The sequence below is a fragment of the Massilia sp. YIM B02763 genome (assembly GCF_030412015.1).
In the GTDB taxonomy this organism is placed as follows: domain Bacteria; phylum Pseudomonadota; class Gammaproteobacteria; order Burkholderiales; family Burkholderiaceae_D; genus Telluria.
On sequence record NZ_JASNRD010000009.1, the window covers coordinates 165,670 to 192,465 of the forward strand.

The following is a 26,796-nucleotide window of genomic DNA, read 5'->3' on the forward strand; positions in this document are numbered from 1 at the left end:
TGGCGCAAAAAAAAACCCGCTCCTTGCGGGAGCGGGTGAAGTCCAAAACTAGGGATGTCCTGAAAGAGACGAGTCCATCTTAAGCTTCGCCTAAGCGATCCTCTGTGCGCTGTTTCACTTTCGGCAAAAGAAAAAGCCGCGCGGCTTGCACCGCGCGGCTTTTTCCATGAAGCGAGCCTAGCTCAGACGACGGCGCCGTCCGTCTCGTCGCGCTCCTTGACGGGCTTGATCAGGTCTTCGCGTTTCACGCCCAGCCATTTCGCAATGGCGGCCGCCACGAACACGGACGAGTAAATACCGAACAGGATACCGATCGTCAGCGCCATCGCGAAGTAGTGCAGGCTCTGGCCGCCGAAGAACAGCATCGACAGCACCATCATCTCGGTACAGCCGTGGGTGATGATGGTACGCGAGATGGTGCTGGTGATCGCGTGGTCGATGATTTCCTCGACGTTCATCTTGCGCTGCTTGCGGAAGGTCTCGCGGATCCGGTCGAAGATGACGACCGATTCGTTGACGGAATAGCCCAGCACGGCCAGGATACCGGCCAGCACGGTCAGCGAGAATTCCCACTGGAAGAAGGCGAAGAAGCCCAGGATGATCACGATGTCGTGCAGGTTGGCGATGATCGCCGCCACCGCGAACTTCCACTCGAAGCGCACGGCCAGGTAGATCATCACGCCGACCACGACCATGATCAGCGCGTTCAGGCCGTTCTGGGCCAGCTCGTCGCCGACCTGGGCGCCGACGTAGTCGACGCGCTGCAGGCTTACCACTTCGGCGCCGGCCGCGTTCACGCAGCTGTTGCGGGTGACGTTCTCGCCCTTGGCGGTGGTCTGCTGGACCTGCTTCGGTGCGCCGCTCTCGGCCGCGCACAGCGCGTTGAACACGGCGGTCGACGCGTTGTTGGCATTGCTGCCCGCGCGGATCGGCAGGCGCAGCAGCACGTCCTGGGCCGTGCCGAAGCTCGACACTTCCGGCTGCTCGTAGCCCAGCTTGGTCAGCGAGCCGCGGATCTTTTCCTGGTCGGCCGCATGCGGGTAGCGCAGCTCCATCACGGTACCGCCGGTGAACTCCACCGAGAAGTGCAGGCCCTTGGTCACCAGGAAGAAGACGGCGGCGACGAAGGTCAGCGCCGAGATCACGTTGAAGATCAACGCGTGGCGCATGAACGGGATGTCCCGTTTAATCTTGAAAAATTCCATGTTCTACCCCGGTTTCCTTATTCCTTGGCGGCGGCCTTGCGGGCGCCTCCGGCAGTCATGCCCGGCGTCCAGACGGTGCCGATGGCGATCTTGTTCAGCTTCTTCTTGCGGCCGTACCAGAGGTTGACGACGCCGCGCGACACGAACACGGCCGAGAACATCGAGGTCAGGATGCCCAGGCAGTGCACGACGGCGAAGCCGCGCACGGCGCCCGAACCGAACACGACGAGGGCCAGGCCGACGATCAGCGTGGTCACGTTCGAGTCCAGGATGGTCGCCCAGGCGTGGCTGAAGCCAGCCGAGATCGCGGCCTGCGGTGTATTTCCCGCACGCAGTTCCTCGCGGATGCGCTCGTTGATCAGCACGTTCGAGTCGATCGCCATGCCGAGCGCCAGCGCGATTGCCGCGATGCCGGGCAGCGACAGCGTCGCCTGCAGCGTGGACAGCAAGGCCAGCAGGAACAGCAGGTTGCAGGCCAGCGCCAGCACACTGAAGAAGCCGAACAGCTGGTAGTAGATGATCATGAAGGCCGCGATCGCCACGAAGCCCCACAGCGTCGAGTGCAGGCCCTTGGAGATGTTCTCGGCGCCCAGTTGCGGGCCGACCACGCGCTCCTCGACGAATTCCATCGGCGCCGACAGCGCGCCGGAGCGCAGCAGCAGCGCGAGTTCGGCCGCGGCGGCCGGGCTGGCCATGCCCGTGGTCTGGAAGTTCGCGCCGAATTCGCCCTGGATCGTGGCGACCTGCAGCACCGTGTATTTACCCTTTTCCTTCAGCAGCGTGGCCATGCGCTTGCCGACGCGCTCGCGCGTCATGGCGCGCATCTTGCGGCCGGCCTCGGCGTTGAGCTCGAGGTTGACGGCCGGACGCTGGTTCTGGTCGAAGCCGGCGACGGCGCTGATGATCGAGTCGCCGGAGACGAGCACGTCCTTCGAGACGACGACCGGCGCGCCCGAACCCTGGGTGAACAGTTCCGAGTTCAGCGGGATGGTGGAGGTCAGTTCGGTGCCCGGGGTGATGGTGTCGTCGGTGACGCGGAATTCCAGCGTCGCGGTACGGCCGATGATGTCCTTGGCGTGGGCGACGTCCTGCACGCCCGGCAGCTGGACGACGATGCGGTCGCGGCCCTGCTGCTGGATGATCGGTTCCGTCACGCCCAGTTCGTTGATGCGCTTGCCCAGCGAGCTGATGTTCTGCTTGACGCCCTCTTCCACCACGCGCTGCAGCGCTTCCGGCTTGAGCGTGACCGCCAGCTTCAGGTCGGTGCCGTCGGCGCTTTCGGCAAACGCCAGGTCGCTGTTCTGGGCCAGCACGCTGCGCGCCTTGGCGCGGGTGTCGGCGTCGCGGAACGTGATCTGGATGGTGTCGCCCACGCGGTCGATGCCGGCGTGGCGCACGTTGGCGTCGCGCAGCTGGGCGCGGGCCGAGGCCAGGGTGGTCTTGATGCGGGTGTCCTGCACCGCCTTGGAATCGACCTGCAGCAGGAAGTGCACGCCGCCGCGCAGGTCCAGGCCCAGGTTCATCGGCAGGGCATGCAGCTTCTGCATCCAGACCGGCGTGTTCTTGGCCAGGTTGACGGTGACGATGTAGTCCGGGTCGGCCGGGTCGCGGTTCAGGTCGCGCTCCAGCGCCAGCTTGGCCTTGAACTGGTCGTCCGTGCTGGCGAAGCGGGCACGCACTGCGCTGCTGTCGCCGGCACCGTCCAGGCTGACGGCATCGGCATTGATGCCGGCGCGCTTCAGTGCCTGGGCGACCTGGTCGGTCGTCTCGCTGTTGACCTTGACGGTCGCCTTGCCGGTGGTCACCTGCAACGCCGGCGAATCGCCGAAGTAGTTGGGCGCCGTGTAAAGCAGGCCGAGCAGTACTGTCACGAGGATCAGTATGTATTTCCAGAGGGGATAGCGGTTCATGATGTTCCAGCGTTCAAGGTTGAAGCAGATGCGGGGCTGGAGCGCGGCGCTGGCCGCGCGGGCCGGCTTACAGGGACTTCAGGGTGCCTTTCGGCAGCAGGGCGGTGACGGCGTTCTTCTGCACCACCATCTCGGTACCGGCGGCCACTTCGATGGTCACGTAGGTATCGGTGACCTTGGTCACGCGGCCCAGCACGCCGCCGACGGTGACGACTTCATCGCCCTTGCCCAGCGCATCCATCATGGCGCGCAGTTCTTTCTGACGCTTCTGCTGCGGACGGATCATGAGGAAGTACATGACCACGAACATCAGGATCAGCGGTGCAAACGTGGTCAGGCTGCCCATCAGGCCAGCATCGGCGGCGCCGGCCGCGGTTTGCGCGTAAGCGGTGGAAATGAACACAAGGACTCCCGGATATTAGTATGGTGGTTAAAAAACGAGCGCTGTATTCTAGCACCCCGAAAAAGGCGGCAGCCAGTTTCCCGGCATGTGGGAGCGGCATGCCTGATTGCAAGACATTAGCGAAAAATTAATTTCGATAGGGCGAACGATGGTCGAGCGCGTGGACGGGAAACCCGTCCACCCTACGTATCCGTCACGGGTAGGGTGGACGGCTATGCCGTCCACGCGTTCAACCTGCCCTTGCTCACACGCCGCGCGCGCGGTCGGCGTTGAACTGCAGGCGGAATTCGTGGAACTTGTCCGCATCGATCGCGTCGCGGATTTCCTGCATCAGGTTCAGGTAGTAATGCAGGTTGTGGATCGTGTTCAGGCGGGCGCCCAGGATTTCCTTCGAGCGGTGCAGGTGGTGCAGGTAGGCGCGCGAGAAATTCTTGCAGCAATAGCAAGTGCAGGACTCGTCCAGCGGCGCCTGGTCGTCTTTATAGCGCGCGTTCTTGATCTTGAGGTCGCCGAAGCGGGTGAACAGCCAGCCGTTGCGGGCATTGCGGGTCGGCATCACGCAGTCGAACATGTCGACGCCGTTGGCCACGCCCGCCACCAGGTCTTCCGGCGTGCCGACGCCCATCAGGTAGTGCGGCTTGTTTTCCGGCAGGCGCGGGCCGACGTGCTCCAGGATGCGCATCATGTCTTCCTTCGGCTCGCCGACCGACAGGCCGCCGATGGCCAGGCCCGGGAAGTCGATCTCTTCCAGCCCGGCCAGCGATTCGTCGCGCAGGCGCTCGTACATGCCGCCCTGGACGATGCCGAACAGCGCGTTCGGGTTCTCGCCTTTATTAAACTCGTTCATCGAGCGCTGGGCCCAGCGCAGCGACATGCGCATCGACTTGGCCGCTTCCTCGCTCGTGGCCGGGCGGCCGTCGATCTCGTACGGCGTGCATTCGTCGAACTGCATGACGATGTCCGAATTCAGCGAGCGCTGGATCTGCATCGAAATTTCGGGCGACAGGAACTGGCGCGAACCGTCGATCGGCGAGGCGAACTTGACGCCCTCTTCCGTGATCTTGCGCATCGCACCCAGCGAGAACACCTGGAAGCCGCCGGAGTCGGTCAGGATCGGGCCGTCCCAGCCCATGAAGCCGTGCAGGCCGCCGAACTTGTCCAGCACTTCGGTGCCCGGGCGCAGCCACAGGTGGAAGGTATTGCCGAGGATGATCTGCGAGCCGACCTGCTTCAGTTCGTCCGGGTCCATCGCCTTGACGGAGCCGTAGGTACCGACCGGCATGAAAATCGGCGTCTCGATGGTGCCGTGGTTCAGCTTCAGGCGGCCGCGGCGGGCATGCGACAGGCCGCTCGTGTCTTTCTTAAGGAGGGTAAATTCCAGCATCGTGTTGGTCAGGCTTGGCTGTAGCGTGAATGGGTGGTGAGCAGCATGGCGTCACCGTAGCTGAAGAAGCGGTATTCGCTGGCGATCGCGTGGGCGTAGGCCTGGCGGATCTCCTCGTAGCCGGCAAAGGCCGAGACCAGCATCATCAGCGTCGATTTCGGCAGGTGGAAGTTCGTGATCAGGCGCGTGACGGTGCGGAAGGCATAGCCCGGCGTGATGAACAGGCGCGTGTCGCCGCTGCCGGCGGCGAGCTCGCCCGACTGCGACGCCGATTCCAGCGCGCGCAGCGAGGTCGTGCCGACGGCGACGACGTCGCGCCCCGCGGCGCGGGCGGCAGCGACCTTGTCGACGGTCTCCTGCGGAATCGTGTACCACTCGCTGTGCATCTGGTGCTCGGCCAGGTTTTCCACGCGCACGGGCTGGAAGGTGCCGGCGCCCACGTGCAGCGTGACGTAGGCGATGGTCACGCCCTTGGCGGCCAGCTTGTCCAGCAGCGGCTGGTCGAAGTGCAGGCCGGCCGTCGGCGCGGCGACGGCGCCCGGCTCCTTCGAGTACACGGTCTGGTAGCGCTGCTCGTCGAAATCGTCGGCGTCGTGCTCGATGTAGGGCGGCAGCGGCAGGCGGCCGTGGGCCTCGATCAGCTCGAACACGTCGGCGCCGAAGTGCAGCGTGAAGAATTCGCCGGCGCGTTCGCCCGTGGTGACATCGAAGGCGTCGGCCAGGCGGATGCGCGTGCCCGGCTTGGGCGACTTGGAGGCGCGCACCTGGGCCAGCACGGTACGGTTGTCGAGCACGCGCTCGACCAGCACCTCGACCTGGCCGCCGGACTCCTTCTGGCCGAAGAAGCGCGCCTTGAGCACGCGGGTATTGTTCATCACGAGCACGTCGCCGGCGTGCAGCTGGTCGACGATGTCGGCGAAATGGCGGTCCGTGATGCGGTCGCCGTCGAGCTGCAGCAGACGCGAGGCGCTGCGGTCCGGCAGCGGTACCTGGGCGATGCGCTCGGGCGGCAGGTCGAAATCGAAATCGGAAAGGGAATACATTCTGCTCATCTGGGAAAACAGGCCCGCGAGCCTTACAATATGGGCTCTAGCGTGTAGGGCGAACCCTCTATTTTACACCCGGTTTCCGGCGCGAGGGCGCAGTCGAGCGGCTTTGTGGCCGATCCTGCAACGCCGCCGACACGCGCCAACCGATCCGCCATGCCAGCCACCAAAGCCCCAGCCGCTGCGAAAGCGGCACCGAAAAGCATCGAAAGCAAGCTCGCCAAGCTCGGCCTGCGCACCGACATGGACCTGGTGCTGCACCTGCCGATGCGCTACGAGGACGAGACGCAGATCGTCCCGATCCGCGAAGCCTGCCTGCGCGGTGGCCACGTCTCCCAGGTCGAAGGCATCGTCACCAAGAACGAAGTCGCCTATAAACCGCGGCGCCAGCTGCTGGTGACCATCGCCGACGACTCGGGCGACATCCAGCTGCGCTTCATGAACTACTACGGCAGCCAGGTCAAGCAGCTGGCCGAGGGCACCCGCGTGCGTGCGCGCAGCGAAGTGCGCCACGGCTTCTTTGGCGCCGAGATGGTCCATCCCGTCTACAAGATCGTCAACGAAGGCGCGCCCCTGCCCAACTCCCTGACGCCCGTCTACCCGGCCGGTGAAGGCCTGTCGCAGACGGTGCTGCGAAGGGCGATCGCGGACGCCATGAAACGGGTCGACTGGACCGACACCGTGCCCCAGGCCGTGCGCGCGCGCCTGCACCTGGCCGAATTCCAGCCGGCCGTGCGCCTGCTGCATTACCCGCCGCCGGACGTCGACGAACACGCGCTCGTCGAGCGCAGCCACCCGGCCTGGACCCGCGTGAAATTCGACGAGCTGCTGGCCCAGCAGCTGTCGCTGAAAAAGGCGCAGCAGTCGCGCCGCGAAAAAGGCGCGCCCGTCCTCGGCGCCGTGGGCACGCTGTCCGCCGCCTTCCTGGAAACCCTGCCGTTCAAGCTGACGAACGCCCAGCAGCGCGTGGTCGAGGAGATCCGCGCCGACCTGCGCGAAAGCTATCCGATGCAGCGCCTGCTGCAGGGCGACGTCGGCAGCGGCAAGACCGTGGTCGCGGCGCTGGCCGCCGCCCAGGCCATCGACAGCGGCTACCAGGCCGCGCTGATGGCGCCCACCGAGATCCTGGCCGAGCAGCACTTCCGCAAGATCGCGTCCTGGATGGAACCGCTGGGCGTGAAGGTCGCCTGGCTGACGGGCAGCCTGAAGAAAAAGGACAAGCAGGCCGCCAGCGAACTGGTCGAATCGGGCGAGGCGAATCTCGTCATCGGCACCCATGCGCTGATCCAGGACACCGTGCAGTTCGCGAAGCTGGGCCTCGTGCTGGTCGACGAGCAGCACCGCTTCGGCGTCGGCCAGCGCCTCACGCTGCGCAACAAGGGCAGCGACGGCCTGGTGCCGCACCAATTGATGATGTCGGCCACGCCGATCCCGCGCACGCTGGCGATGACGTATTACGCCGACCTCGAAGTGTCCGTCATCGACGAGCTGCCGCCGGGCCGCACGCCCATCGTCACGCGCGCCATCGACCAGAACCGGCGCGACGAGGTGATCGAACGCGTGCACGCGGCCGCGCTCGAGGGCCGGCAGGCTTACTGGGTCTGCCCGCTGATCGAGGAATCCGAGGCGCTGCAGCTGCAGACGGCCACCGATACCTACGAGACGCTGGCGGCCAGCCTGCCCGACCTCGTCGTGGGCCTCGTGCACGGGCGCATGAAGCCGGCAGAGAAGCAGACGATCATGGATGCGTTTTCCGCGGGCGACGTGCACGTGCTGGTGGCGACGACCGTCATCGAGGTGGGCGTCGACGTGCCGAACGCCTCGCTGATGGTGATCGAGCACGCCGAGCGCTTCGGCCTGTCGCAGCTGCACCAGCTGCGCGGCCGCGTGGGCCGCGGCTCGGCCGCCAGCGTGTGCCTGCTGCTGTACCAGAGCCCGCTTGGCCACGTGGCCAAGCAGCGCCTGATGACGATGCGCGAAACGACGGACGGTTTCGAGATCGCGCGGCGCGACCTGGAAATCCGCGGTCCCGGCGAATTCCTTGGCGCGCGCCAGTCGGGCGAGGCGATGCTGCGCTTCGCCAACCTGGAAACCGACCAGGCCATCGTCGAGCAGGCGCGCGACGTGGCGGGCTGGCTGCTGGGGTCCGACAAGCCGGAGGCGGCGGCGATCGTGGATGCGCACCTGCAGCGCTGGCTGGGGGGGCGGGAGGAGTTCCTGAAAGTGTAAACGTCGTCCCCGCGCAGGCGGGGACCCATGCTGAATTTCCGAAGTCAGTATTTCAACAGCTTTCGAATACTTTCAGGATACCGAATCCTGTACTTCAGCATGGATCCCCGCCTGCGCGGGGATGACGAGGTTGGATTGACTGGCTTATTTAGCGGCCACCGGCGTGGTCGCCGGATCGGCGGCTTCCTTGCCGTCCTTCTTCTCCTTGCCGTCCTTGGTAGCCTCGCCCTTCTTGTCGTGCTTGCCCTTGGCCGGCTTGGCTTCCTGCTTCTCGTGCTTGGCGGCGGCCTTGGAGACGGCCGGCGACGTGCTCGAATCCGGCGCCGCGGTCTGCGACGGCGTGGTGGGCGGCGCGGTCGGCGTCGTGGTCTGGGCAAAGGCGGCGCTGGCGAACAGGGCGGCGATCAGGGTGGCGGCGGTACGTTTCATGGCGAATCTCCTGGCGAATCGGTAAGTGAAACCGGAATTACTTGGCTGCGGCGGTCGGGGCCGGGGTCACGGCGGCGACGGTGGCGTCCTTGCCTTCCTTGGCGACTTCCTTGGTCTTGTGGGCGGCCTTGGCGCTGGCGTGCTTGGCCTCGGCCTTGGCGTCCTTCGCCTCCGCCTTCACGGTGTCCTTGGCTTGCTTGGCGTCCGCCTTGGTTTCCTTGGCCTGTTCCTTCACGGCCTTCTTGGTCTCATGGGCTTCGGATTTCACTTCGGCCTTGGCGCTCTTGGCGTCGGCCTTCGCCTCAGCCTTGACGGTGGGCGAGGTGGTGGCGGGGGCCGGCGTCTGGGCGAATGCAGCAGTGGCGAACAGACCGGCGATCAGGGCAGCGATGGTGTTTTTCATGATAAGTGGTCCTCAGCTAGTTTTGGGATTCTCGTGCACGTTTGCGTGTCACTTGTCCCTAAAACGAGCCCGCCTGCCGCCTTGTTGACAGCCTTTACAAATGCTTACCGGGCTGACAATCGCTTACATCCAAGCAATTATTCCTTCTTCGTGAGCTCGACGCCGTCGACCGTCATCTTCCACTTGCCCTGCTCGCGGTGCGGCGGCTTGCCGACGACGAAGGTCGACTTGATGAAGCTGGTGCCGACGTCGAAGTCGTCGCCATGGAAGCCCTGCAGGTCGACGTTGAGGTCGAGGTTCTTGCCGGGGCGATCGCGCTTGTACTCGACGTGGCCGTCCGGATGGATCTTCAGGCGCATCTTCTCGCCCAGCCATTCGCCGACGTAGTTCGCCTTGTCGGCGGGGACGGGAACGGGGTCGGCAAAGCTGGGGGCGGCGGCGAGGAGCGCCGCGGCGAACAGAGTGGCACGCAGAAGCATCGGACATCCTTTCGAGGTTGGCGGAACAGCCAGTATCCGAACCCGCGCGGACGCCGTCAAACGGAATCGGGTATGCATGCGGCGCCAGTAGCCCATGAACGACAAAGCCCGCAGGCGCGGGCTTCATCGGTACAGCAAAAAAGGATCAGAAACCGTAGCCGTGCCACGCATCCTTGAAGTCCTTGGCGCGGGCGTCGACCACTTCCTGGCGCGCGCGCAGCCATTGCACGACGGCTTCGCGGTCCTCCTCGTTCGGCGAGCCGCGCTCGATGCGGGCGATCACGCCCTCGGTCTCGCTGAACGGCTCCTTGCCGCCGAAGCCGCCGCCCAGCAGGCCGCGCTGCTCCAGGAAGCCGAAGAAATCGTTGATGAAGTCGTGGTACGGTTCGCCGCGCATCGGAGCGTGGAACACGAGCTCCACGTCGAAGCAGTGTTCCTGGAATTCGCCGACGCGCAGCTTCTTGCGCTGGCGGGGCGTGAGCCGGCGGATGCGGCTGGTCGAGCGGGGATCGCGTCTCATGGGTTCTCCTTGTGGCTTATGAGTGGATCAGTCGTTGTCGGATGCGTAGCGCAGGCCGATCTGGCGGCGCGCCTCGTCCATCACGCCCATCAGCATCAGCGTATCGGCATGCGTCATGCCGGGGCTTTCGATCTCGCCGGCGCGCCAGCAGCGCTGCGCCTCCATGATCTCGTGCACATAGCCGTTGCCGAGGAACGGCGTATCGACGGTGCGCGCCGTGCCGTCGGCCAGCGCCACCGTCACCGAGCGGGCGCGGTGGAACATGGTGTTCATGCGCACATGGCCTCGTTCTCCGGCCACCGTCAGTTCGCTCGACAGGCGCGCGCGCAGCGAGCAGCTGAGGACGGACATGCCGCCGCCAGCGTGGCGCAGCACCAGCGCCGTCTGTTCGTCGACGCCGGTCGGACCCAGGTCGGCCTGCGCCAGCACGCCCGTCACGGGTCCCTGCAGCGCCGCCGCGATCGACAGCGGATAGATGCCCAGGTCGAGCAAGGCGCCGCCACCCAGTTCCGGATTGAACAGGCGGTGTTCGGGCCCGACGTCGGCCTTGAAGCCGAAATCCGCGCTCACCTGGCGCACGGCGCCGATCTCGCCGGACGCGACGATGCGCCGCACTTCGGCGAAGGCCGGCAGGAAGCGCGTCCACATCGCCTCCATCAGGAACAGTTTCTTGTCGCGCGCGAGCGCCACCAGTTCCTCGGCCTGGCGCCGGTTCACGGTGAACGCCTTTTCGCACAGCACGCCCTTGCCCGCTTCCAGCGCCATGCGCACGTTCTCGTAGTGCATCGGATGCGGCGTGCCGACGTAGACCAGGTCGACGTCGCCGGCCTGGACCAGCGCGTCGTACGAACCGTAGGCCGCGCCGCCGCATTGCGCGGCGAATGCCTGCGCCCCCTCGAGCGTGCGCGAGCCGACGCCGGCCAATACGCCATCAGGCGTGTCCTTCAATGCCGTGGCGAAGGCCTTGGCGATCTTGCCGGTGCCGAGGATGCCCCAGCGGACCTGTGCACTCATGCTTGTCTCCTTTTCGGACGGAATACGGTCTCGTCGCGGTAGAACGCCTCGTCCTGGCCGGGCCACCAGCCGGGCACGCCCAGCGCCTGCAGCGGCATGAAGCCGGCAGTGCTCAAGCCGTTCGTTTTCATCGCCGCCGATTCGGCGGCATCGATCCAGTCGCGGCGCGCCTGCCAGGGCAAGGCGAACACCTCGCCCGGCGCGAACACGACGCGCGTGTGCGCCGTGATCGCCTTGCGCGGCGCGACCAGCTTTTCCATCAGTGCGTGGCCGAACAGCCAGACCTCGGCACCGGCGCCCGCCGCGAATTGCGCACGGCGCGTCCACAGGGCGTCGACCCAGCGGTGTTCGCGCAGGTCGTCGACGAGGGCATGTCCCGCCTCGTCGTCGCGCACCAGCAGCAGCGCGGCGTTCTCGTCGTAGATGGTGGCGGCGTCGCGCGCGGGGCCGCGCGACTTGCCGACGCCGGCGGCCTGGATCTGCGCCGCCTGCAGCGCGTTCAGTGCGCGCTTGATGCGCGGGAAGGTCTGCCACACGAGGCCGTTGAAGAAATCGTGCAGGTTCTCGCGCGTGGGCACGCAACCGGTGGCGCCGATGAATTCCTCGTAGGCCGCGTCGGGCGGCAGCGCTTCCTGGGGAACGAAGCGGATCGCCTGGCCGCGGTGGTTGACGAGGCCCAGGCGCGCCGCATTGGCATTGAAGGCGTCGATGAACGGGCCGCCAGCCAGGCGCTCGAAGGCGGGACGCACCGTGTCATACCACGGCCGCGTCCAGTCGATCTGCGCGAACATCCAGGAATTACACCATCTTCCAGCCGATCTGTTCGCCGCCGTTCAGCGGGACCAGTTCGTGCTCGCCCATCGGCACGGTGGCCGGCAGGGTCCAGGTTTCGCGCTTGAGGGTGATGGTGCCCGTGTTGACCGGCAGGTCGTAGAAGGCCGGGCCGTTCAGGCTGGCGAAGGCTTCCAGCTTGTCCAGCGCGCCGGCCTGCTCGAAGGCGGTGGCGTACAGTTCCATCGCGTGCAGCGCCGTGTAGCAGCCGGCGCAGCCGCACGACGTTTCCTTGGTGTGGATGGCGTGCGGGGCCGAGTCGGTGCCGAGGAAGAAGCGCTCGTCGCCGCTGGTGGCGGCCGTCACCAGCGCCAGGCGGTGTTCCTCGCGCTTGAGCACGGGCAGGCAGTACATGTGCGGGCGGATGCCGCCGCGGAAGATCTCGTTGCGGTTGTACAGCAGGTGGTGGGCCGTGATGGTCGCCGCGATCGGGCCTTCGGCCTCGGCCACGTACTCGGCCGCATCCTTGGTCGTGATGTGCTCGAACACGATCTTCAGTTCCGGGAAGTCGCGGCGCAGCGGACGCATCACGCGCTCGATGAACACGGCTTCGCGGTCGAACAGGTCGATGTGGTGGTCCGTGACTTCGCCGTGGATCAGCAGCGGCATGTCGGTGTCCTGCATCGCCTCCAGCGTCTTGTAGCACTTGCGCAGGTCGGTCACGCCGGCCGCCGAGTTGGTGGTGGCGCCGGCCGGGTACAGCTTGACGGCGTGGACGAAGCCCGAATCCTTGGCGCGGCGGATCTCGTCCGGGTCCGTGTTGTCGGTCAGGTACAGCGTCATCAAGGGCTCGAATTGCATCCCTTCCGGCAGCGCCGCCAGGATGCGCTCGCGGTAGGCCGCGGCCAGCGCCGTGGTGGTGACCGGCGGCTTCAGGTTCGGCATGACGATGGCGCGGGCGAACTGGCGCGCGCTGTGCGGCAGCACGCTGGCCATGGCGGCGCCGTCGCGCAGGTGCAGGTGCCAGTCGTCGGGACGGGCGATGGTGATGGTGTCGGGGGATTCGATGATGGACATGGCGGCTCTCGGATTGCGAACCCCGGCATTTTACCTGCTGCCACCCCGGCCGGCACGCGTTCGCCCGCCCGCACGGTACGTTTCTTTCCAGCATTAACAACCTGTCCAACGCTAGAATTGACATATCGACCACAGCCGGCCATCGCCGTCCCGTCCATGGCTTACGAGTTCCACACCGTCGCGCAACTGGCCGCCCTCATCGCCCTCGCCTACGTCGTCTACGGCGTCACGGGATTCGGCTCCGCGATCACGGCGATGCCCGTGCTGGTGCTGCTGGTGCCGTTGCGCGTGGCCGTGCCGCTGATGCTGGTGTTCGACCTCGTGTCCGGCCTACTGCTCGGCCTGCGCAACCGGCGCCATGTCGTCGTGGGCGAGTGGCGGCGCCTGATGCCCTGCATGCTGGCCGGGATGGCGCTCGGCGTGGTGGCGCTGGTGCGGGCGCCGGAACGCCTGCTGTTGCTGCTGCTCGGCGCCTTCATCCTGGCCTTCGCGGCCTGGAGCCTGCTGGCACGCCCGCCTGCGCGGCCGCTGGCGGCCGGCTGGGCGCTGCCATTCGGCGCCGTCGGCGGCGTGTTCACCGCGTTGTTCGGCACGGGCGGACCGTTCTATACGATCTACCTGACGCGGCGCCTGGACGACAAGCTGGCTTTGCGCGCGACGATCAGCGTCGTGCTGCTGTCCAGCGCCATTGCCCGCCTGGTGCTGTTCTCCGGCGCCGGCCTGTACGCGCAGCCCGGCTTGCCCTTGCTGGCGGCGACCCTGCTGCCGTTCGCGCTGGGCGGCCTGTATCTCGGCAACCGGCTGCACCTGCGCCTGCCGGCGCAGCGCATCCGCCAGGCCGTCTGGGTGGTGCTGCTCGCGGGCGGCGCCAGCCTCGTGCTGCGCAATCTATAGGCAGATGGAGGCAGATGCCGGGCTCAGTGGATGATCCGCGCCAGGAACTCGCGCGCCCGCTCGGACCGCGGCGCGTCGAAGAAGGCGTCCTTCGGGCTGTCCTCGACGATGGCGCCGGCATCCATGAACACGACGCGGTCGGCCACGCGGCGCGCGAAGCCCATCTCGTGGGTGACGACCATCATCGTCATGCCTTCCTGGGCCAGGCCCGTCATCACGTCCAGCACCTCGCCCACCATCTCCGGGTCGAGCGCGGACGTCGGCTCGTCGAACAGCATGGCGACGGGGTCCATCGCCAGCGCCCGTGCGATCGCCACGCGCTGCTGTTGGCCGCCCGAGAGCTGGCTGGGAAACTTGTCCTGGTGCGCGAGCAGGCCCACGCGGTCCAGGTATTTCAGGCCGTTGGCCGTCGCTTCGTCGCGCGAGCGCTTGAGCACCTTCACCTGGGCCAGGTTCAGGTTGTCGCGCACCGACAGGTGCGGGAACAGCTCGAAATTCTGGAACACCATGCCGATGCGGGCGCGCAGTTCCGGCAGGCGCGTGGCCGGATCGCCGACCGAGGTACCGTCGACGCGGATGGTCCCCTGTTGAAAAGGTTCGAGGCCGTTGACGGTCTTGATCAGGGTCGATTTGCCCGATCCGGACGGGCCGCACACTACCACCACGTCGCCGCGCGCCACGCCCGTGCTGCAGTCGCGCAGCACCTGGAACGTCCCGTACCACTTGCTGACATTGTCGATGTCGATCATGGGTAAATCATCCGTAAACATTTGCGCGATACGCTCGCTGAATTACCGTATTGTCGTCGATTTACGGGGCTTTGCGCATGCTTGACAGCACTTGCAACGCCAAGGATACTGCGGGACTTGTCAATATTGTCAGCATCAAAGGCACTCGCGCACGATCACCGTTTTGCCCGAGTTTCCGCCCGAGCCAGCTCGGGTCGCGCCGGCGCAGGACGGACGATCTCTTCCTGACCGCCGCGGCGCCATCACAGAGGACGTCTATGAACAAACGAAACCGCCTCACCACCTACATCATGGTAGGACTGGTGCTGGGCATCGCCGTCGGCTATGCGGCCAATACGCAGATGGCCGATCCCGCCGCCTTCGCGGACAATATGTCGCTGATCACGACCCTGTTCCTCCGCCTGATCAAGATGATCATCGCGCCGCTGGTGTTCTCGACGCTGGTCGTCGGCATCGCCAAGATGGGCGACGCGGCGGAAGTGGGCCGCATCGGCGTCAAGGCGCTGGGCTGGTTCGTCATCGCTTCCGTGATGTCGCTGACGCTGGGCCTGATCCTCGTGAACCTGTTCCGTCCGGGCGACGCGATGGCGCTGGCCGGCAACCTGCCGGCGGCGAACGCCTCCTCTGGCATTGCCGTCACCGGCCTCACGCTGAAGGACTTCATCACCCACCTGGTGCCGACCTCCATCGCGGACGGCATGGCCAAGAACGAGATCCTGCAGATCGTGATCTTCTCGATCTTCTTCGGCACCGGCGCCGCCGCCGTGGGTGCGCGCGCCACCCCGCTGATCGACGCCATCGACGGCGCCGCCCACGTGATGCTGAAGGTGACGGGCTACGTGATGAACTTCGCGCCGGTCGCCGTGTTCGCCGCCGTCGCGGGCGTGATCGCCAAGAGCGGCGTCGGCGTGCTGGCGACCTACGGCGTCTTCATGGGCGAGTTCTACCTCGGCATCATCCTGCTGTGGATCATCCTGATCGGCGTCGGCATCCTGTTCGTCGGCCCTCGCCTGCTGAAGCTGATCGCGGAACTGCGCGAGCCGACCATCCTCGCCTTCACCTGCGCCTCGTCGGAAGCGGCCTTCCCGAAGACGCTGGAAGGACTGGAGCGCTTCGGCGTCAAGAACCGCCTGGCCGCCTTCGTGCTGCCGATCGGGTACTCGTTCAACCTGGACGGCTCGATGATGTACTGCACCTTCGCGACCATCTTCATCGCCCAGGCCTACGGCATCGAGGTGCCGCTGTCGACCCAGCTGACCATGATGCTGGTGCTGATGCTGACCTCGAAGGGCATGGCCGGCGTGCCGCGCGCCTCGCTGGTCGTCATCGCCGCCACGCTGAACCAGTTCCACATTCCGGAAGCGGGCCTGCTGCTCCTCTTGGGCATCGACCACTTCCTGGACATGGGCCGCTCGGCCACCAACGTGATCGGCAACGGCATCGCCACCGCCGTCGTCGCCAAGTGGGAAGGCGAGCTGTCCACGCCCACGCCGTCCGACAAGGATATCTCTACGGCGCCCCTGCGCTGACCAAGTTTCCCGACGCATCCCCAAGGCTTTCCGGCGACGGAAAGCCTTTTGTTTTTTGGTTTTCATCCCAGGAGTTTGCATGACCCATCCGAAATCCGTCCGCGCGCTGCTGGCGCTGTGCGGCCTCGTCCTCACCATGGCCGCCGCCCAGGCGCAGAAACTGCCCAACGTGACCATCCTCGCCACCGGCGGCACCATCGCTGGCAGCGGCGCCACCAGCACGACGACGGTGGGCTACACGGCCGCCACGGTCGGCGTCGACGCCCTGATCAAGGCGGTGCCGGAACTGCAGAAGGTCGCCCACGTCAGCGGCGAGCAGGTATTCCAGATCGCCAGCGAGAATATGGGCAACCGGGAGTGGCTGGTGCTGGCCAAGCGCGTCAACGCGCTGCTGGCCAGGCCGGACGTCGACGGCATCGTCGTCACCCACGGCACCGACACGATCGAGGAGACGGCCTATTTCCTGAACCTGGTCGTCAAGAGCAGCAAGCCGGTGGTGGTGGTGGGCGCGATGCGTCCGTCCACCGCGATCTCGGCCGACGGCCCGATCAACCTGTACAACGCCGTGATCACGGCCGGCAGCCGCGACGCCGTGGGCAAGGGCGTGCTGGTCGTGATGAACGACCAGATCAACGCCGCGCGCGAGGTCACCAAGACCAATACCACGACCACCGACACCTTCAAGTCGCCGGAACTGGGCATGCTGGGCTACGTGGTCGACAACAAGCCGCACTTCTACCGCGCTTCCACGCGCAAGCACACGGTGGACACCGAGTTCGACGTCGGCAAGCTGGACGCCCTGCCCCAGGTCGACATCGCCTACACCTACGCCAACGTGGGCCCGACCGCCGTCGAGGCGCTGGTCAATGCGGGCGCCAAGGGCCTGGTGCATGCGGGCGTGGGCGACGGCAGCCTGCCGGCCAGGGTGCGCCCGGCGCTGTCCGCAGCGCGCGCCAAGGGCGTGGTCGTCGTGCGCGCCAGCCGCGTGGGCCAGGGCATCGTGGCGCGCAACGGCGAAGCCAACGACGACCAGCTCGACTTCGTGGTGGCCGATACGCTGAATCCGCAAAAGGCGCGCATCCTGCTGATGCTGGCGCTGACCAGGACCGGCGATACCAGGGAAATCCAGCGGATGTTCTACACCTATTGAAGCGAGCGGCAGGACGTAGGGTGGACGGGTTTCCCGTCCACGCGTTCAACGCACGCACCCACGTCGCATGCCGGCAGCATCACCGCCGCTTGGACGCGTGGACGGCAAAGCCGTCCACCCTACAAAACAGCCACGCATTGCGTGGCTGTTTTCATTTCACACCAGCGCGTGCCCCTGCAAGCGCGTCAGGATGGCCAGCGGACTGGATTCCTTGTCGTACTGCTGCATCGGCGACAGCTGCAGCGTGTGCTCCATCATGTACTGGCCCGCCATCACGGCGTGCGAGGCCTGGTCCGAGAAGCATACCCAGGCGCAGCCGGGCGGGAAACCGAAGGTGACTTGCGGGGCGCTCTTCTGGTAGTCCAGGTCGGCCTTCATGGCGTCGTGCAGCTGCAGCATCAGGTGGTCGTATTCGCTGCGCAGCGATTTCGTCACGCCCAGCATGTTCAGGGCCTTCGCCTGCCAGCCCACATAGGGTTTCAGCTTCGGCAGGAAGCGCTTCGCCACGTCCTCGAACGGTTCGCCCACGCGCCACACGCGCGGTTCGCCTTCCAGGTTGACGTTGGTGAAGATGCGCAGCAGGCGCTCGCCGCGGTTCGGGCGCGACGGGAAGGCGTCGACGTGCATGCGGCGGTCGTCGGCGCGCCAGGACTGCACGCGGTTCTGCACGACGGACGGGCGGAAGCTGGTGGCGCCGCGGCGCAGGTGTTCGCCGTAGCGCGGCACCAGGTTGCCGATCAGCGCCTCGGCCTCGGCGCGGAAGCGTCCGATCATGCCGGCGGCCAGCGCCTTGGTGGCGTCGTCGCCGACGACGCCTTTCAGGTCGCCGCCCGGCGACAGGCTGATGTTGCGCACCTTCGGGTCGCGGATGTCTTCGCGAAACAGCGCCAACTCTTCCTTCTGCGGCGCGAAGCCGGCCTTGCCGTAGCTGCCGAAGTCGGGGAAGTACAGCACCTTGCCCGCTTCCAGCGCGGCGATCCAGGCCGGATTGCCGTGGCCGACATCGGCCATGTCGATCTCGACGATCTGATTGTCCATGTTCTTGGTTTCCTAGTCTTGTCCCAACGCTTCCGGCGCGGCCGCAAGATCGTCGTCCTGCTTCGCCTGCTGCCGGTCCCACATCTGCCGATACAGCCCGTCCGCCGCGATCAGCTGCGCATGCGTGCCCCGCTCGACGATGCGGCCATGGTCCAGCACGAGGATCTGGCCGGCATCGGCGATGGTCGACAGGCGGTGCGCGATGACGAGCGTGGTGCGCTGTTTCGCGATTTCCTTCAGCTGCGCCTGGATCGCCTGCTCCGACTTCGAATCGAGGGCCGACGTGGCTTCGTCGAAGATCAGGATGGCCGGGTTCTTCAGCAGCGTGCGCGCGATCGCCACGCGCTGCTTCTCGCCGCCGGACAGCTTCAGCCCGCGCTCGCCCACCATTGTCGCATAGCCGTCGGGCAGGCTCTCGATGAACTCGTGGATCGACGCCGCGCGCGCCGCCGCCACGATGTCCTCGCGGCGCGCACCCGGGCGGCCGTAGGCGATGTTGTATTCGATGGTGTCGTTGAACAGCACCGTGTCCTGGGGCACGATGCCGATCGCGTGGCGCAGCGAATCCTGGGTCACCTGGCGGATGTCCTGGCCGTCGATGCGTATTCCGCCCTGCTGCACGTCGTAGAAGCGGAACAGCAGCCGCGACAGGGTCGACTTGCCCGAACCGCTGTGGCCGACGACGGCCGTCGTGGTCCCGGCGGGAATCGTGAAGTCGACGTCGAACAGGATCTGGCGCTTGGGGTCGTAGCTGAATTCCACATGCGAGAATTCCACGCGCGCGCCCTGCGTCTGCAGCGGCTTGGCGTCCGGTGCATCCGCCACCTCGCGGTGCTGTTCCAGCAGTCCGAACAGGCGCTCCATGTCGGCCAGGCTCTGCTTGATCTCGCGGTAGATCACGCCGAGGAAGTTGAGCGGGATGTACAGCTGGATCATGAAGGAGTTCACCAGCACCAGGTCGCCCAGCGACATCGTGCCGTCGATGACGCCTTGCGTCGCGCGCCACAGGATCGCCGTGACGGCGGCCGCGATGATCAGGGACTGGCCGCTGTTCAGCAGCGACAGCGAGGTCTGCGAGCGCACGGCGGCGCGCTCGTAGTGCTGCAGGCCTTCGTCGTAGCGCTTGGCCTCGTAGTCCTCGTTGCCGAAGTACTTCACCGTCTCGTAGTTGATCAGCGAGTCGATCGCCTTCGTGTTCGCCTTCGAGTCCAGCTCGTTCATCGTGCGGCGGAAGTGCGTGCGCCATTCGGTGACGGTGACGGTGAACACGATGTAGGTGAGCAGCGCCACGCCCGTGATGATCGAGAACCACTTGTCGTAGTGGAAGGCCAGGTAGCCCAGCACCAGCGAGATCTCGACGAGGGTCGGAAGGATCGAGAACAGCGAGTAGGACACCAGCGAGCTCACGCCGCGCGTGCCGCGCTCGATGTCGCGCGTCATGCCGCCGGTCTGGCGGTTCAGGTGGAAGCGCAGCGACAGCGCGTGCAGGTGGCGGAACACGCGCAGCGCGATGGTGCGCACGGCGCGCTGCGTCACGCGCGCGAACAGGAACTCGCGCAGCTCGGTGAACAGCGTGGTGGAGAAGCGCAACGCGCCGTAGGCGACGAGGGCGCCGAGCGGCAGCACCAGCAGCGCGTGCGGATGGTGCGGGTCGATCGAGAGCTGGTCGACGATCTTTTTCAACACCAGCGGCACGCCGATGTTCGCCAGCTTGGCGCCGACCAGGCAGGTCAGCGCCGCGAACACGCGCCACTTGTAGACCCACAGGTAGGGCAGCAGCGTGCGGATGGTGGCCCAGTCGTTGCGCTTGGCATTCTGGTCGGAGGGAGGGGGCAAGGATGAGCGACGCATGACAATATTTCAGTTTTTATGGTTCAATCCAGGACTGATTGTAGCTTTTACCGAGATTTCAAGATGACCCAGCCAGAAAACCAGTCCGCCTCCCCCGTCCGCCTGCCTGAAGGAAAAATGCCGGTGCTGCGGATGATGCCGGGCGCCGCCGACATCAACGTCTATGGGGACGTGTTCGGCGGCTGGATCATGGCCCAGGTCGACATCGCCGGCTCGCTGCCGGCCGTACGCCGCGCCAACGGCCGCGTCGCCACCGTGGCCGTGAACTCCTTCCTGTTCAAGAATCCCGTCTTCGTCGGCGACCTGCTGTCCTTCTATGCCGACGTCGTCAAGGTCGGCAACACGTCGATCACCGTCTCCGTCGAGGTGTACGCGGAGCGCAACCGCCTGCAGACGGACGTCGTCAAGGTGACGGAAGCGACGCTGACCTACGTCGCCACGGGCCCGGACCGCAAGCCGCGCCAGCTGCCGCCGCTCGAATCGCTGATGACGCAATAAGGCCACAACAAGATCGACGATGCAGCACGCGCGCCGCCTGTTCCTGCTGGATGCGGCGCGCCTCGCGGCTGCAAGCACCGCGGCGACGCCGTCCCTGGTGCTGGCCGCGCCGCCCTCGAACCGCGCCGGCTATCCGTTCGGCCTGGGCGTCGCCTCCGGCGCGCCGCTGCCGGACTCCGTGATCCTGTGGACGAGGATCCTCCCCGATCCGCTCGACGCGGCCTCGAGCCCGCGCCTGGCCGTGCCGCTGCGCTGGGAAGTGGCGGACGACGAGGCGTTCCGCCGCATCGTCGCGCAAGGCAGCGCCATCGCCACGCCGGAGCTGGCGCACAGCGTGCGGGTGAACGTGACGGGCCTGCGGCCGGCGCGCTGGTACTGGTACCGCTTCATGCTGGGCGATGCCGTCAGTCCCGTCGGCCGCACGCGTACGGCGCCCGCGGCCGGCAGCCTGCCCGGCATGTTGAAGCTGGCCGTGGCCTCGTGCCAGCACTGGGAATTCGGCAGCTACGCGGCGCACCGCCACATCGCCGCCGCGCATCCCGACCTCGTCGCCTTCCTGGGCGACTACATCTACGATACCCGCGAACTCATCGGTATGGACATGTAACCTAGAATGAGTTAGAGTATGGACATTGATAAAATGACATAGCTCGATCGTGGCCAACTTAGAATTCATCAACTTCCAACCTGCACGCGAAGTAGTCAAGGGAAATACTGTTGAATGGGAACCTGACAGGTTAGCCCGCCTTATCAAAGAGTTACCCCAAATATTCTGGAGCAGTGGTGAGCCATGGCACGAGGCTAATCACTGGGCGCTTACTAAGGTAACTAGCAAGCAAGGCCAAGACACCAGCACAGCGAAACCACTAATGAAGCACCTTGCCGCTTACGCTTCGTGGTTGGAATCTGAGGAGCTGGATTGGCGGCATTTTCCCATTCGCAAAAGTGAACGAGCGATCGTAAAGTTTCGAGGTTATCTGATCGAGCAAAGGGACCAAGGAATAATTGCTCCCTCTACTACCAGCGCCAGAATGGCTGCGGTAATTCGATTTTATCGCCATGCGCTAATAAATGGGTTTGTGGAAAGAAAATCTCCTCTTTGGACGGATCGTCAAGTCGTAGTCCAATACTATGACAGTACAGGTTTCGAGCGAACCATAACTCGAACCTCGTCTGATCTCGCAATTCCTAATACTCAACGGCCGGGAATTAGGCTCGAAGATGGACTTTTTCCATTGCGAACCGAAGATGCTACGACTTTAATAAACTTTGCGCGTGATTCCAAGCTTAAAGAGATCAGTTTGATGTTGATGCTCGGTTTTCTTACAGGGGCGCGCATTGAAACCATCACTACGCTCACCGTAACAAGCATCGAAGACGCCTATCCAGATGTTCAAACGCCCAATATTTATCGATTACGAGTCGGCCCTGGAACTGGAATAAATACTAAATTCGATATTGTCGGCGAAATATTGGTTCCACAATTCCTTATCGAGGAACTCAGGAATTATGCATACTCGATGCGAAGACTTAAACGACAAGCAATTGCTAGTGAGACGAATCGAAAACGATTGTTCTTAACTGTCCAAGGTAATCCATATGTATCAGGTTCGTTCAATCGATTAATGACAGACCTCCGACGACGCGCTCTTAGTGCTGGGTTGCGTTTTATGTCAAAGTTTAAATTTCATCAGACGCGAGCGACCTTTGGGACATGGATGATGACCGTATCACTAAGAGTTACCAACGCAAAATCTGCTGTTGCCTTTGTAAGAGATGCAATGCTTCACAAAGACGAAAGAACGACATTTCTTTACGTTCGGTTTATTGAAAGAGAGCCAATAAAAGAAGAAATTGCCAATGAGTTCAGCGCCGCCTTTTCAGGTTTAGCGAATCGTGATTGGAATGCATATCATGCATGATGACCTGCAAGAACTCAACTTAACCTTTCCATTGATTCCCACTGGCGCGAAAGAAACACCTCTCAGCCTCAAAAGACTTCTCTACAAAGGCGGAACCGCGTTACGGACTGATCAGGCAGAGAAAGCAATTCAAGAAGGTTGGCTTGGCGAGGTGCAGCCGGATCGGATCGAGTTGGTTTCGCTAATTCACGCCAGCATTAATACGCTCTTAACGGCTGGAGGAAGCCGTACAACGGCCCGTGCTCAGATCAGAGAAATAAGCACGTTTTTTGAGTGGGGAGATGGGAACCACGCCAATCTGAGTCTAACAGGCGTAATCAAGAGCTACATAGACTGGAGCGAATATTTGCTACGTCGGGTTAGGATAAAAAAAGATCTTAAGCAAGGGAGCGCTTACAACCATGCAAGGATGGTCGGCCAACTTCTAGATGATGTGCTAGATCGAACAAAACCTGTTTTGACAGCCACAAGGATTAAACGACCAACGACACGGAAAACCGTGCAAGGCGTGAAGGCAGATAAGCAAAATCTACAGGAAACGTTTGCCTTTGGCCGACTACTCCAAGATATATGTGATGGCACGCCTCTCGATATCATATGGAACGCCCCAATAGTGCGCATTCCCATGCAGCAAGGGGGCAATATCGAATTTCGTTTTGGGAGAGAAGCCGCTCCTGACCACGCACGAAAACAGTCAGAAGTATACAAGTCGAGGGAACGGGTGCTGGAGTACAAAAATGACCGATCGTTAAATAATCATTTCCGTATGAATATGGTCAATTTACGTATTCAATCCGAATTGCTCATGTTCATCGGCCAAACTGGGATGAACCTAACACAAGCACACAACCTTCCTTTACGCCGATTCAGTTTTTCCAGCGACATCAATGGCTACAAAGTCCGAGAATATAAGCACAGACGTAAGGGGGAAGTCCTTTTTGAAATATTCACTGAATACCGCGGTCACTTTGAGCGCTATCTAGAATGGCGGCGACAAATCTTTGGCAAAGCTGAACAAAGGCTATTCCCCTTTATCAGGCAAGACGGAGTTCGAGAGGAGAAAAAAGTTCAATTCTCCAGTGTTAAAAACGCCTGCAAAAAAGCTAGCGTGACGTGGGTGCCGCCAAGTACTTTGCGTGGAACTCGTGTTAACTGGATCCTTAGACGCAGCAACGATCCAGACCTGACCGCCGAGATGGCTCAACATCACATAAAAACTTTACTAAGCGATTACGAGACGCCGTCGCAGCAGCGTGCAGCGAGCGAGATAATTCGGTTTCATTTTCGAACGGATCCGTCACTTAATGATGAAGCCATATTGCTCGCTGTCGCGCCAGGAGAATGTAATGGCGTCCCGAAAAGATCTGCCGACAAGCCTTTGTCCGCCACTGAACCTGACTGTAGACGTCCATCAGGCTGTCTCTGGTGCGATCACCACCGTGACATTGATTCCCTTGATTACGTATGGTCAATGGCTTGCTTCCGTCATCTAAAAACCCTTGAATTAAGCAAAGCATCTCCAAAAAATAAACGAGACCAATCGATTCATCCGGCTGAGCATGCGATAAAGAAACTGGGGGAAAAATTGAAAGTTTTTCAAAATTCAAATTCTACACGGCGGGAATGGGTTGAAGAAGCTCTTGCGCGATTAGAAGAAGGATATTACCACGAGCAGTGGTCATATTTGATCGAGTCTCTTGAAGGTTCAGTTAAATGAAAACAGATATCCTTGAGATGACATTCGGAATTCAAAGTGAGTTAGTCACATCGACCGCAGTTAATTTCCGCCCTCCTTCATGGCCGCCGCCGCGTGATTGGCCTGTAGTTATCGACAAGGATGGCTCTGTATTGGCTTACTGGGGTGACTCAATGTGGCAGCTTACGCCTTGGGCCGATCGCCCGGTAATCCTAGACTTCGGGGACGGTGCAGTTGCGAAGAGGAAGGGTGTTAAGTCTATTGACCCCGTCAACGCTGACATATTAAGAATAATTTCAACTTGGCTAATTTGGGGCCCACTCGCAGCGAGATCCGTCTCAACCGCCTATAGAAAATTTCGTATTGTAAGGGCCATTGTCTCCTTATGCAGCAACAACGGCATCAGCGCGGCGACATTGATGCGTTTCCCAAAAGTGTTTGACAAGGTTAAAGAATCCTTATCGCCCAGTGACTACGATTTTATAGTTTCTCTGTTTCACTCACTTTATGATGCCCGAGAAACGCTCGGGTTCACCATCATCGATGCAGATGGCTTGAGACGACTAGCGAACACCTCGCCAAATCATAGGCCGGTACAGACACCATACATTCCACCGCGAATTTGGCTTTATCAAATTACACGTCTTCGCGAATGTCTAACCGATTTTTTGAAGCATGAGGAACAGATTAAATCCTGCTTCCAGTTTTGTCTTGATTCTTACATTAAGAAAAATGGAACGTTGGAAGCGGCACTTTCTCCTAAGAAGACACCGACCACAAGAAGCCCTTTTGTTTCGGGACTCAGTTATCAACCGGACTTTGCCGGCACTTTTTTTGAAGTCGCCACACGGTTCGGGATTGCCGAATTACTTGCAAAATGGGTTAACTCCCCCCAAAACAAGGCTGAATTAGATAGTTTGTCTATTTATTTTTCAATCGTTACCATTGCTGGACTTGCGTATATATGCAACTTTACTCTTCAGCGAAAGGAAGAAGTTGCATCTCTTAGAGCCAATTGTTTGACATGGGACGAGGACGAAACGTATGGGCGGGTACCGATCATATGTGGTGAAACCACAAAGACCGACCCCGACTCAGACGCTCGCTGGATAGCTAGTCCCAGTGTCGAAGTAGCCATCCAAGCGTTATCGACGATAGCACTTATGAGAATGACCTGTGACCAGGCCAATCCAGTAGCTCGGCCTAACCCATCAGATCAAGCCAATCCCTATCTTTACAGCTCACCTACGGAGCCGTGGTCAACTGGGTCGGGAAAGTCACGTGCCTATGAAATTCGTAGCCCGATACGTTCGATTGTTGAAATGATGGACCAATATGTGAACCTTTTTGATGTTGAAAAACTGAAAATAACAGCTGAAGATTTAGAGATTGCGCGTAGACTGACACCTAATTTGCCTGAGAAAGAATTTGCTGTCGGAAAGGTCTGGCCCCTGGCATGGCACCAATATCGCCGGACTGGCGCAGTTAATATGTTCGCCAGCGGAGATATTTCAGACTCAACGATGCAACATCAAATGAAGCACTCGTCACGTCTGATGCCTCTTTATTATGGGCGAAACCATAGCCGCCTAAATTTGAATCAAGAGGTCCAGGCAACCGTAGTAATGGCCATGTATCAAGCCCAAGTCGAAATAGCTAAGGTCGTCATCACGACCGACCGGTTTATTTCGCCGCAGGCTCCAGAGCGGAAAGAAGCTCTTGCGGACAACATCCTTAGTGTTAAAGATGTTAAGGATTTGATTGCCATGGCAAAGAAGGGGACGATCGCTTTTCGAGAGAATCGGTTAGGTGGATGCATGAAAGCTGGCAACTGCGAATACGGCGGAATAGAATCGGTTGCACGTTGTGCTGGCGGCGATGGCCACAAACCTTGCAACGATGTATTGTTTGATCGCAAAAAAGAACCTCAAGTACGTGCTGATCTACGTCGGGTTTTAGAGGAAATCGCGTTGCTTTCTGCTGGACAACCACGTTATAAAGCGCTGATCGAAGAGCAGCGCGCAATGGAGAACTACTTAGATGCCATCTCAAGACATTAACACTCAGCTTTTCGAGTCAAAAGGCGCGGAAGATCGCTTCCGCAAAGCTTTTGAGCGGTTAAAAATTAACGAGCCCAAGATGTTGAGACTTGGAACTCCAGTTACCCAAAATAATGTCGCTAGAGAGGCAGGATGTGACCCATCTGCATTAAAGAAAGCTAGGTTTCCTGCGCTTGTCCGAGAGATACAAGCCTATATCGAGCTGCATCCTGAAGCGGAAAACGCTAAAAATCAAAAGATTAAAAAAAAGCGCGCAGCCAATCGGACCTTAAAAGAACGTCTGGACGACACAGTAAACCAGCGCGATCAGGCGCAGTCGATTATAGCAAGTGCAGGTATGCGCATACTTGAATTACTTGAGAAAATTAATTTATTAGAAAAAGAATTGAACGAACTGCGCCCCACAGCAAAAATAAGTCATCCATTCTAGAGAAGCATTGATTTAGAGCGCCTAACAAAACCCTCTAGTTGCTCGGCAGGCAACAGCCGAGTACACTGAGCCGTTCCGACAGTCCGCCATCGGCCAGAAGCAGTCGCAG

24 protein-coding genes and 1 pseudogene are annotated in these 26,796 nt (G+C 62.1%); 10 read left to right on the forward strand and 15 right to left on the reverse strand.

Annotated elements, in window-relative coordinates:
* Positions 1 to 182: 182 nt before the first annotated feature.
* The 5 genes from secF to queA form a co-directional block, all read right to left on the reverse strand.
* On the reverse strand, positions 183 to 1,205 hold the full coding sequence (gene secF / locus QPK32_RS13935; protein WP_290413418.1) for a protein translocase subunit SecF: 1,023 nt from the start codon (positions 1,203 to 1,205) through the stop codon (positions 183 to 185).
* Positions 1,206 to 1,222: 17 nt separating this feature from the next.
* Positions 1,223 to 3,115: a protein translocase subunit SecD gene (secD, locus tag QPK32_RS13940; RefSeq protein ID WP_290413419.1), complete on the reverse strand. Its 1,893-nt coding sequence runs from the start codon at positions 3,113 to 3,115 to the stop codon at positions 1,223 to 1,225.
* Positions 3,116 to 3,182: 67 nt separating this feature from the next.
* The gene (gene yajC, locus QPK32_RS13945) at positions 3,183 to 3,518 is read right to left on the reverse strand and encodes a preprotein translocase subunit YajC (RefSeq protein ID WP_290413420.1); all 336 of its coding nucleotides are present in this window, start codon (positions 3,516 to 3,518) and stop codon (positions 3,183 to 3,185) included.
* A 244-nt stretch (positions 3,519 to 3,762) separates the two neighbouring features.
* On the reverse strand, positions 3,763 to 4,902 hold the full coding sequence (tgt, locus tag QPK32_RS13950) for a tRNA guanosine(34) transglycosylase Tgt (RefSeq protein ID WP_290413421.1): 1,140 nt from the start codon (positions 4,900 to 4,902) through the stop codon (positions 3,763 to 3,765).
* A gap of 8 nt (positions 4,903 to 4,910) precedes the next feature.
* The gene (queA, locus tag QPK32_RS13955; RefSeq protein ID WP_290413422.1) at positions 4,911 to 5,945 is read right to left on the reverse strand and encodes a tRNA preQ1(34) S-adenosylmethionine ribosyltransferase-isomerase QueA; all 1,035 of its coding nucleotides are present in this window, start codon (positions 5,943 to 5,945) and stop codon (positions 4,911 to 4,913) included.
* Between the two features lie 159 nt (positions 5,946 to 6,104).
* Here queA and recG point away from each other — a divergent pair, with 159 nt between their 5' ends.
* Positions 6,105 to 8,177, forward strand: coding sequence for an ATP-dependent DNA helicase RecG (gene recG, locus QPK32_RS13960; protein ID WP_290413423.1), 2,073 nt, complete (start codon positions 6,105 to 6,107; stop codon positions 8,175 to 8,177).
* A 144-nt stretch (positions 8,178 to 8,321) separates the two neighbouring features.
* Here recG and QPK32_RS13965 read toward each other — a convergent pair whose 3' ends face one another.
* From QPK32_RS13965 to pyrC, 7 genes are all read right to left on the reverse strand, one after another.
* On the reverse strand, positions 8,322 to 8,606 hold the full coding sequence (locus QPK32_RS13965) for a hypothetical protein (RefSeq protein ID WP_290413424.1): 285 nt from the start codon (positions 8,604 to 8,606) through the stop codon (positions 8,322 to 8,324).
* Positions 8,607 to 8,643: 37 nt separating this feature from the next.
* On the reverse strand, positions 8,644 to 9,009 hold the full coding sequence (locus QPK32_RS13970; protein WP_290413425.1) for a hypothetical protein: 366 nt from the start codon (positions 9,007 to 9,009) through the stop codon (positions 8,644 to 8,646).
* Between the two features lie 137 nt (positions 9,010 to 9,146).
* On the reverse strand, positions 9,147 to 9,488 hold the full coding sequence (locus QPK32_RS13975) for a hypothetical protein (protein WP_290413426.1): 342 nt from the start codon (positions 9,486 to 9,488) through the stop codon (positions 9,147 to 9,149).
* A 145-nt stretch (positions 9,489 to 9,633) separates the two neighbouring features.
* The gene (locus tag QPK32_RS13980; protein ID WP_290413427.1) at positions 9,634 to 10,008 is read right to left on the reverse strand and encodes a 50S ribosome-binding protein YggL; all 375 of its coding nucleotides are present in this window, start codon (positions 10,006 to 10,008) and stop codon (positions 9,634 to 9,636) included.
* Positions 10,009 to 10,035: 27 nt separating this feature from the next.
* Positions 10,036 to 11,022 carry a Gfo/Idh/MocA family protein gene (locus QPK32_RS13985; RefSeq protein WP_290413428.1) on the reverse strand — a complete coding sequence of 329 codons (987 nt, stop codon included), beginning with the start codon at positions 11,020 to 11,022 and terminating at the stop codon, positions 10,036 to 10,038.
* Complete coding sequence (locus tag QPK32_RS13990; RefSeq protein WP_290413429.1) at positions 11,019 to 11,813, reverse strand: DUF3025 domain-containing protein; 795 nt, start codon at positions 11,811 to 11,813, stop codon at positions 11,019 to 11,021. The genes QPK32_RS13985 and QPK32_RS13990 overlap by 4 nt, the downstream gene beginning before the upstream one ends.
* 7 nt (positions 11,814 to 11,820) lie before the next feature.
* The gene (pyrC, locus tag QPK32_RS13995) at positions 11,821 to 12,870 is read right to left on the reverse strand and encodes a dihydroorotase (protein WP_290413430.1); all 1,050 of its coding nucleotides are present in this window, start codon (positions 12,868 to 12,870) and stop codon (positions 11,821 to 11,823) included.
* 156 nt (positions 12,871 to 13,026) lie between these two features.
* On the opposite strand from pyrC, the gene QPK32_RS14000 reads away from it, so the two are divergent.
* A complete protein-coding gene (locus QPK32_RS14000) occupies positions 13,027 to 13,764 on the forward strand; it encodes a sulfite exporter TauE/SafE family protein (protein WP_290413431.1) in 738 nt (245 codons plus the stop codon).
* Between the two features lie 23 nt (positions 13,765 to 13,787).
* On the opposite strand, the gene QPK32_RS14005 is transcribed toward QPK32_RS14000, so the two are convergent.
* Positions 13,788 to 14,513, reverse strand: a complete 726-nt coding sequence (locus QPK32_RS14005) for an amino acid ABC transporter ATP-binding protein (protein WP_290413432.1) — start codon at positions 14,511 to 14,513, stop codon at positions 13,788 to 13,790.
* Between the two features lie 257 nt (positions 14,514 to 14,770).
* On the opposite strand from QPK32_RS14005, the gene QPK32_RS14010 reads away from it, so the two are divergent.
* Both QPK32_RS14010 and QPK32_RS14015 read left to right on the forward strand, forming a co-directional pair.
* Positions 14,771 to 16,042 carry a dicarboxylate/amino acid:cation symporter gene (locus QPK32_RS14010; RefSeq protein WP_290413433.1) on the forward strand — a complete coding sequence of 424 codons (1,272 nt, stop codon included), beginning with the start codon at positions 14,771 to 14,773 and terminating at the stop codon, positions 16,040 to 16,042.
* A gap of 79 nt (positions 16,043 to 16,121) precedes the next feature.
* Positions 16,122 to 17,192: a type II asparaginase gene (locus QPK32_RS14015; protein WP_290413434.1), complete on the forward strand. Its 1,071-nt coding sequence runs from the start codon at positions 16,122 to 16,124 to the stop codon at positions 17,190 to 17,192.
* Positions 17,193 to 17,348: 156 nt separating this feature from the next.
* Here QPK32_RS14015 and QPK32_RS14020 read toward each other — a convergent pair whose 3' ends face one another.
* Together QPK32_RS14020 and QPK32_RS14025 are read right to left on the reverse strand one after the other, a co-directional pair.
* Positions 17,349 to 18,230, reverse strand: coding sequence for a Kdo hydroxylase family protein (locus QPK32_RS14020; protein WP_290413435.1), 882 nt, complete (start codon positions 18,228 to 18,230; stop codon positions 17,349 to 17,351).
* Between the two features lie 12 nt (positions 18,231 to 18,242).
* Complete coding sequence (locus QPK32_RS14025) at positions 18,243 to 20,081, reverse strand: ABC transporter ATP-binding protein/permease (protein ID WP_290413436.1); 1,839 nt, start codon at positions 20,079 to 20,081, stop codon at positions 18,243 to 18,245.
* Between the two features lie 63 nt (positions 20,082 to 20,144).
* Between QPK32_RS14025 and QPK32_RS14030 the strand changes: the two genes are divergently transcribed.
* The 6 genes and pseudogenes from QPK32_RS14030 to QPK32_RS14055 all read left to right on the forward strand — a co-directional run bounded on the left by QPK32_RS14030 (position 20,145) and on the right by QPK32_RS14055 (position 26,687).
* Positions 20,145 to 20,579, forward strand: a complete 435-nt coding sequence (locus tag QPK32_RS14030) for an acyl-CoA thioesterase (protein WP_290413437.1) — start codon at positions 20,145 to 20,147, stop codon at positions 20,577 to 20,579.
* Between the two features lie 19 nt (positions 20,580 to 20,598).
* Positions 20,599 to 21,156 (forward strand): annotated as a pseudogene (locus tag QPK32_RS14035) (alkaline phosphatase); the annotation flags it as partial.
* A 79-nt stretch (positions 21,157 to 21,235) separates the two neighbouring features.
* A complete protein-coding gene (locus tag QPK32_RS14040; RefSeq protein WP_290413438.1) occupies positions 21,236 to 22,501 on the forward strand; it encodes a site-specific integrase in 1,266 nt (421 codons plus the stop codon).
* Positions 22,494 to 24,218 (forward strand): site-specific integrase, encoded by a 1,725-nt coding sequence (locus tag QPK32_RS14045; protein WP_290413439.1) that lies wholly within the window; start codon positions 22,494 to 22,496, stop codon positions 24,216 to 24,218. Before QPK32_RS14040 ends, QPK32_RS14045 begins: the two co-directional genes overlap by 8 nt.
* Positions 24,215 to 26,257, forward strand: a complete 2,043-nt coding sequence (locus tag QPK32_RS14050) for a hypothetical protein (protein WP_290413440.1) — start codon at positions 24,215 to 24,217, stop codon at positions 26,255 to 26,257. Before QPK32_RS14045 ends, QPK32_RS14050 begins: the two co-directional genes overlap by 4 nt.
* Positions 26,238 to 26,687 (forward strand): hypothetical protein, encoded by a 450-nt coding sequence (locus tag QPK32_RS14055; protein ID WP_290413441.1) that lies wholly within the window; start codon positions 26,238 to 26,240, stop codon positions 26,685 to 26,687. The genes QPK32_RS14050 and QPK32_RS14055 overlap by 20 nt, the downstream gene beginning before the upstream one ends.
* Positions 26,688 to 26,796: the final 109 nt, after the last annotated feature.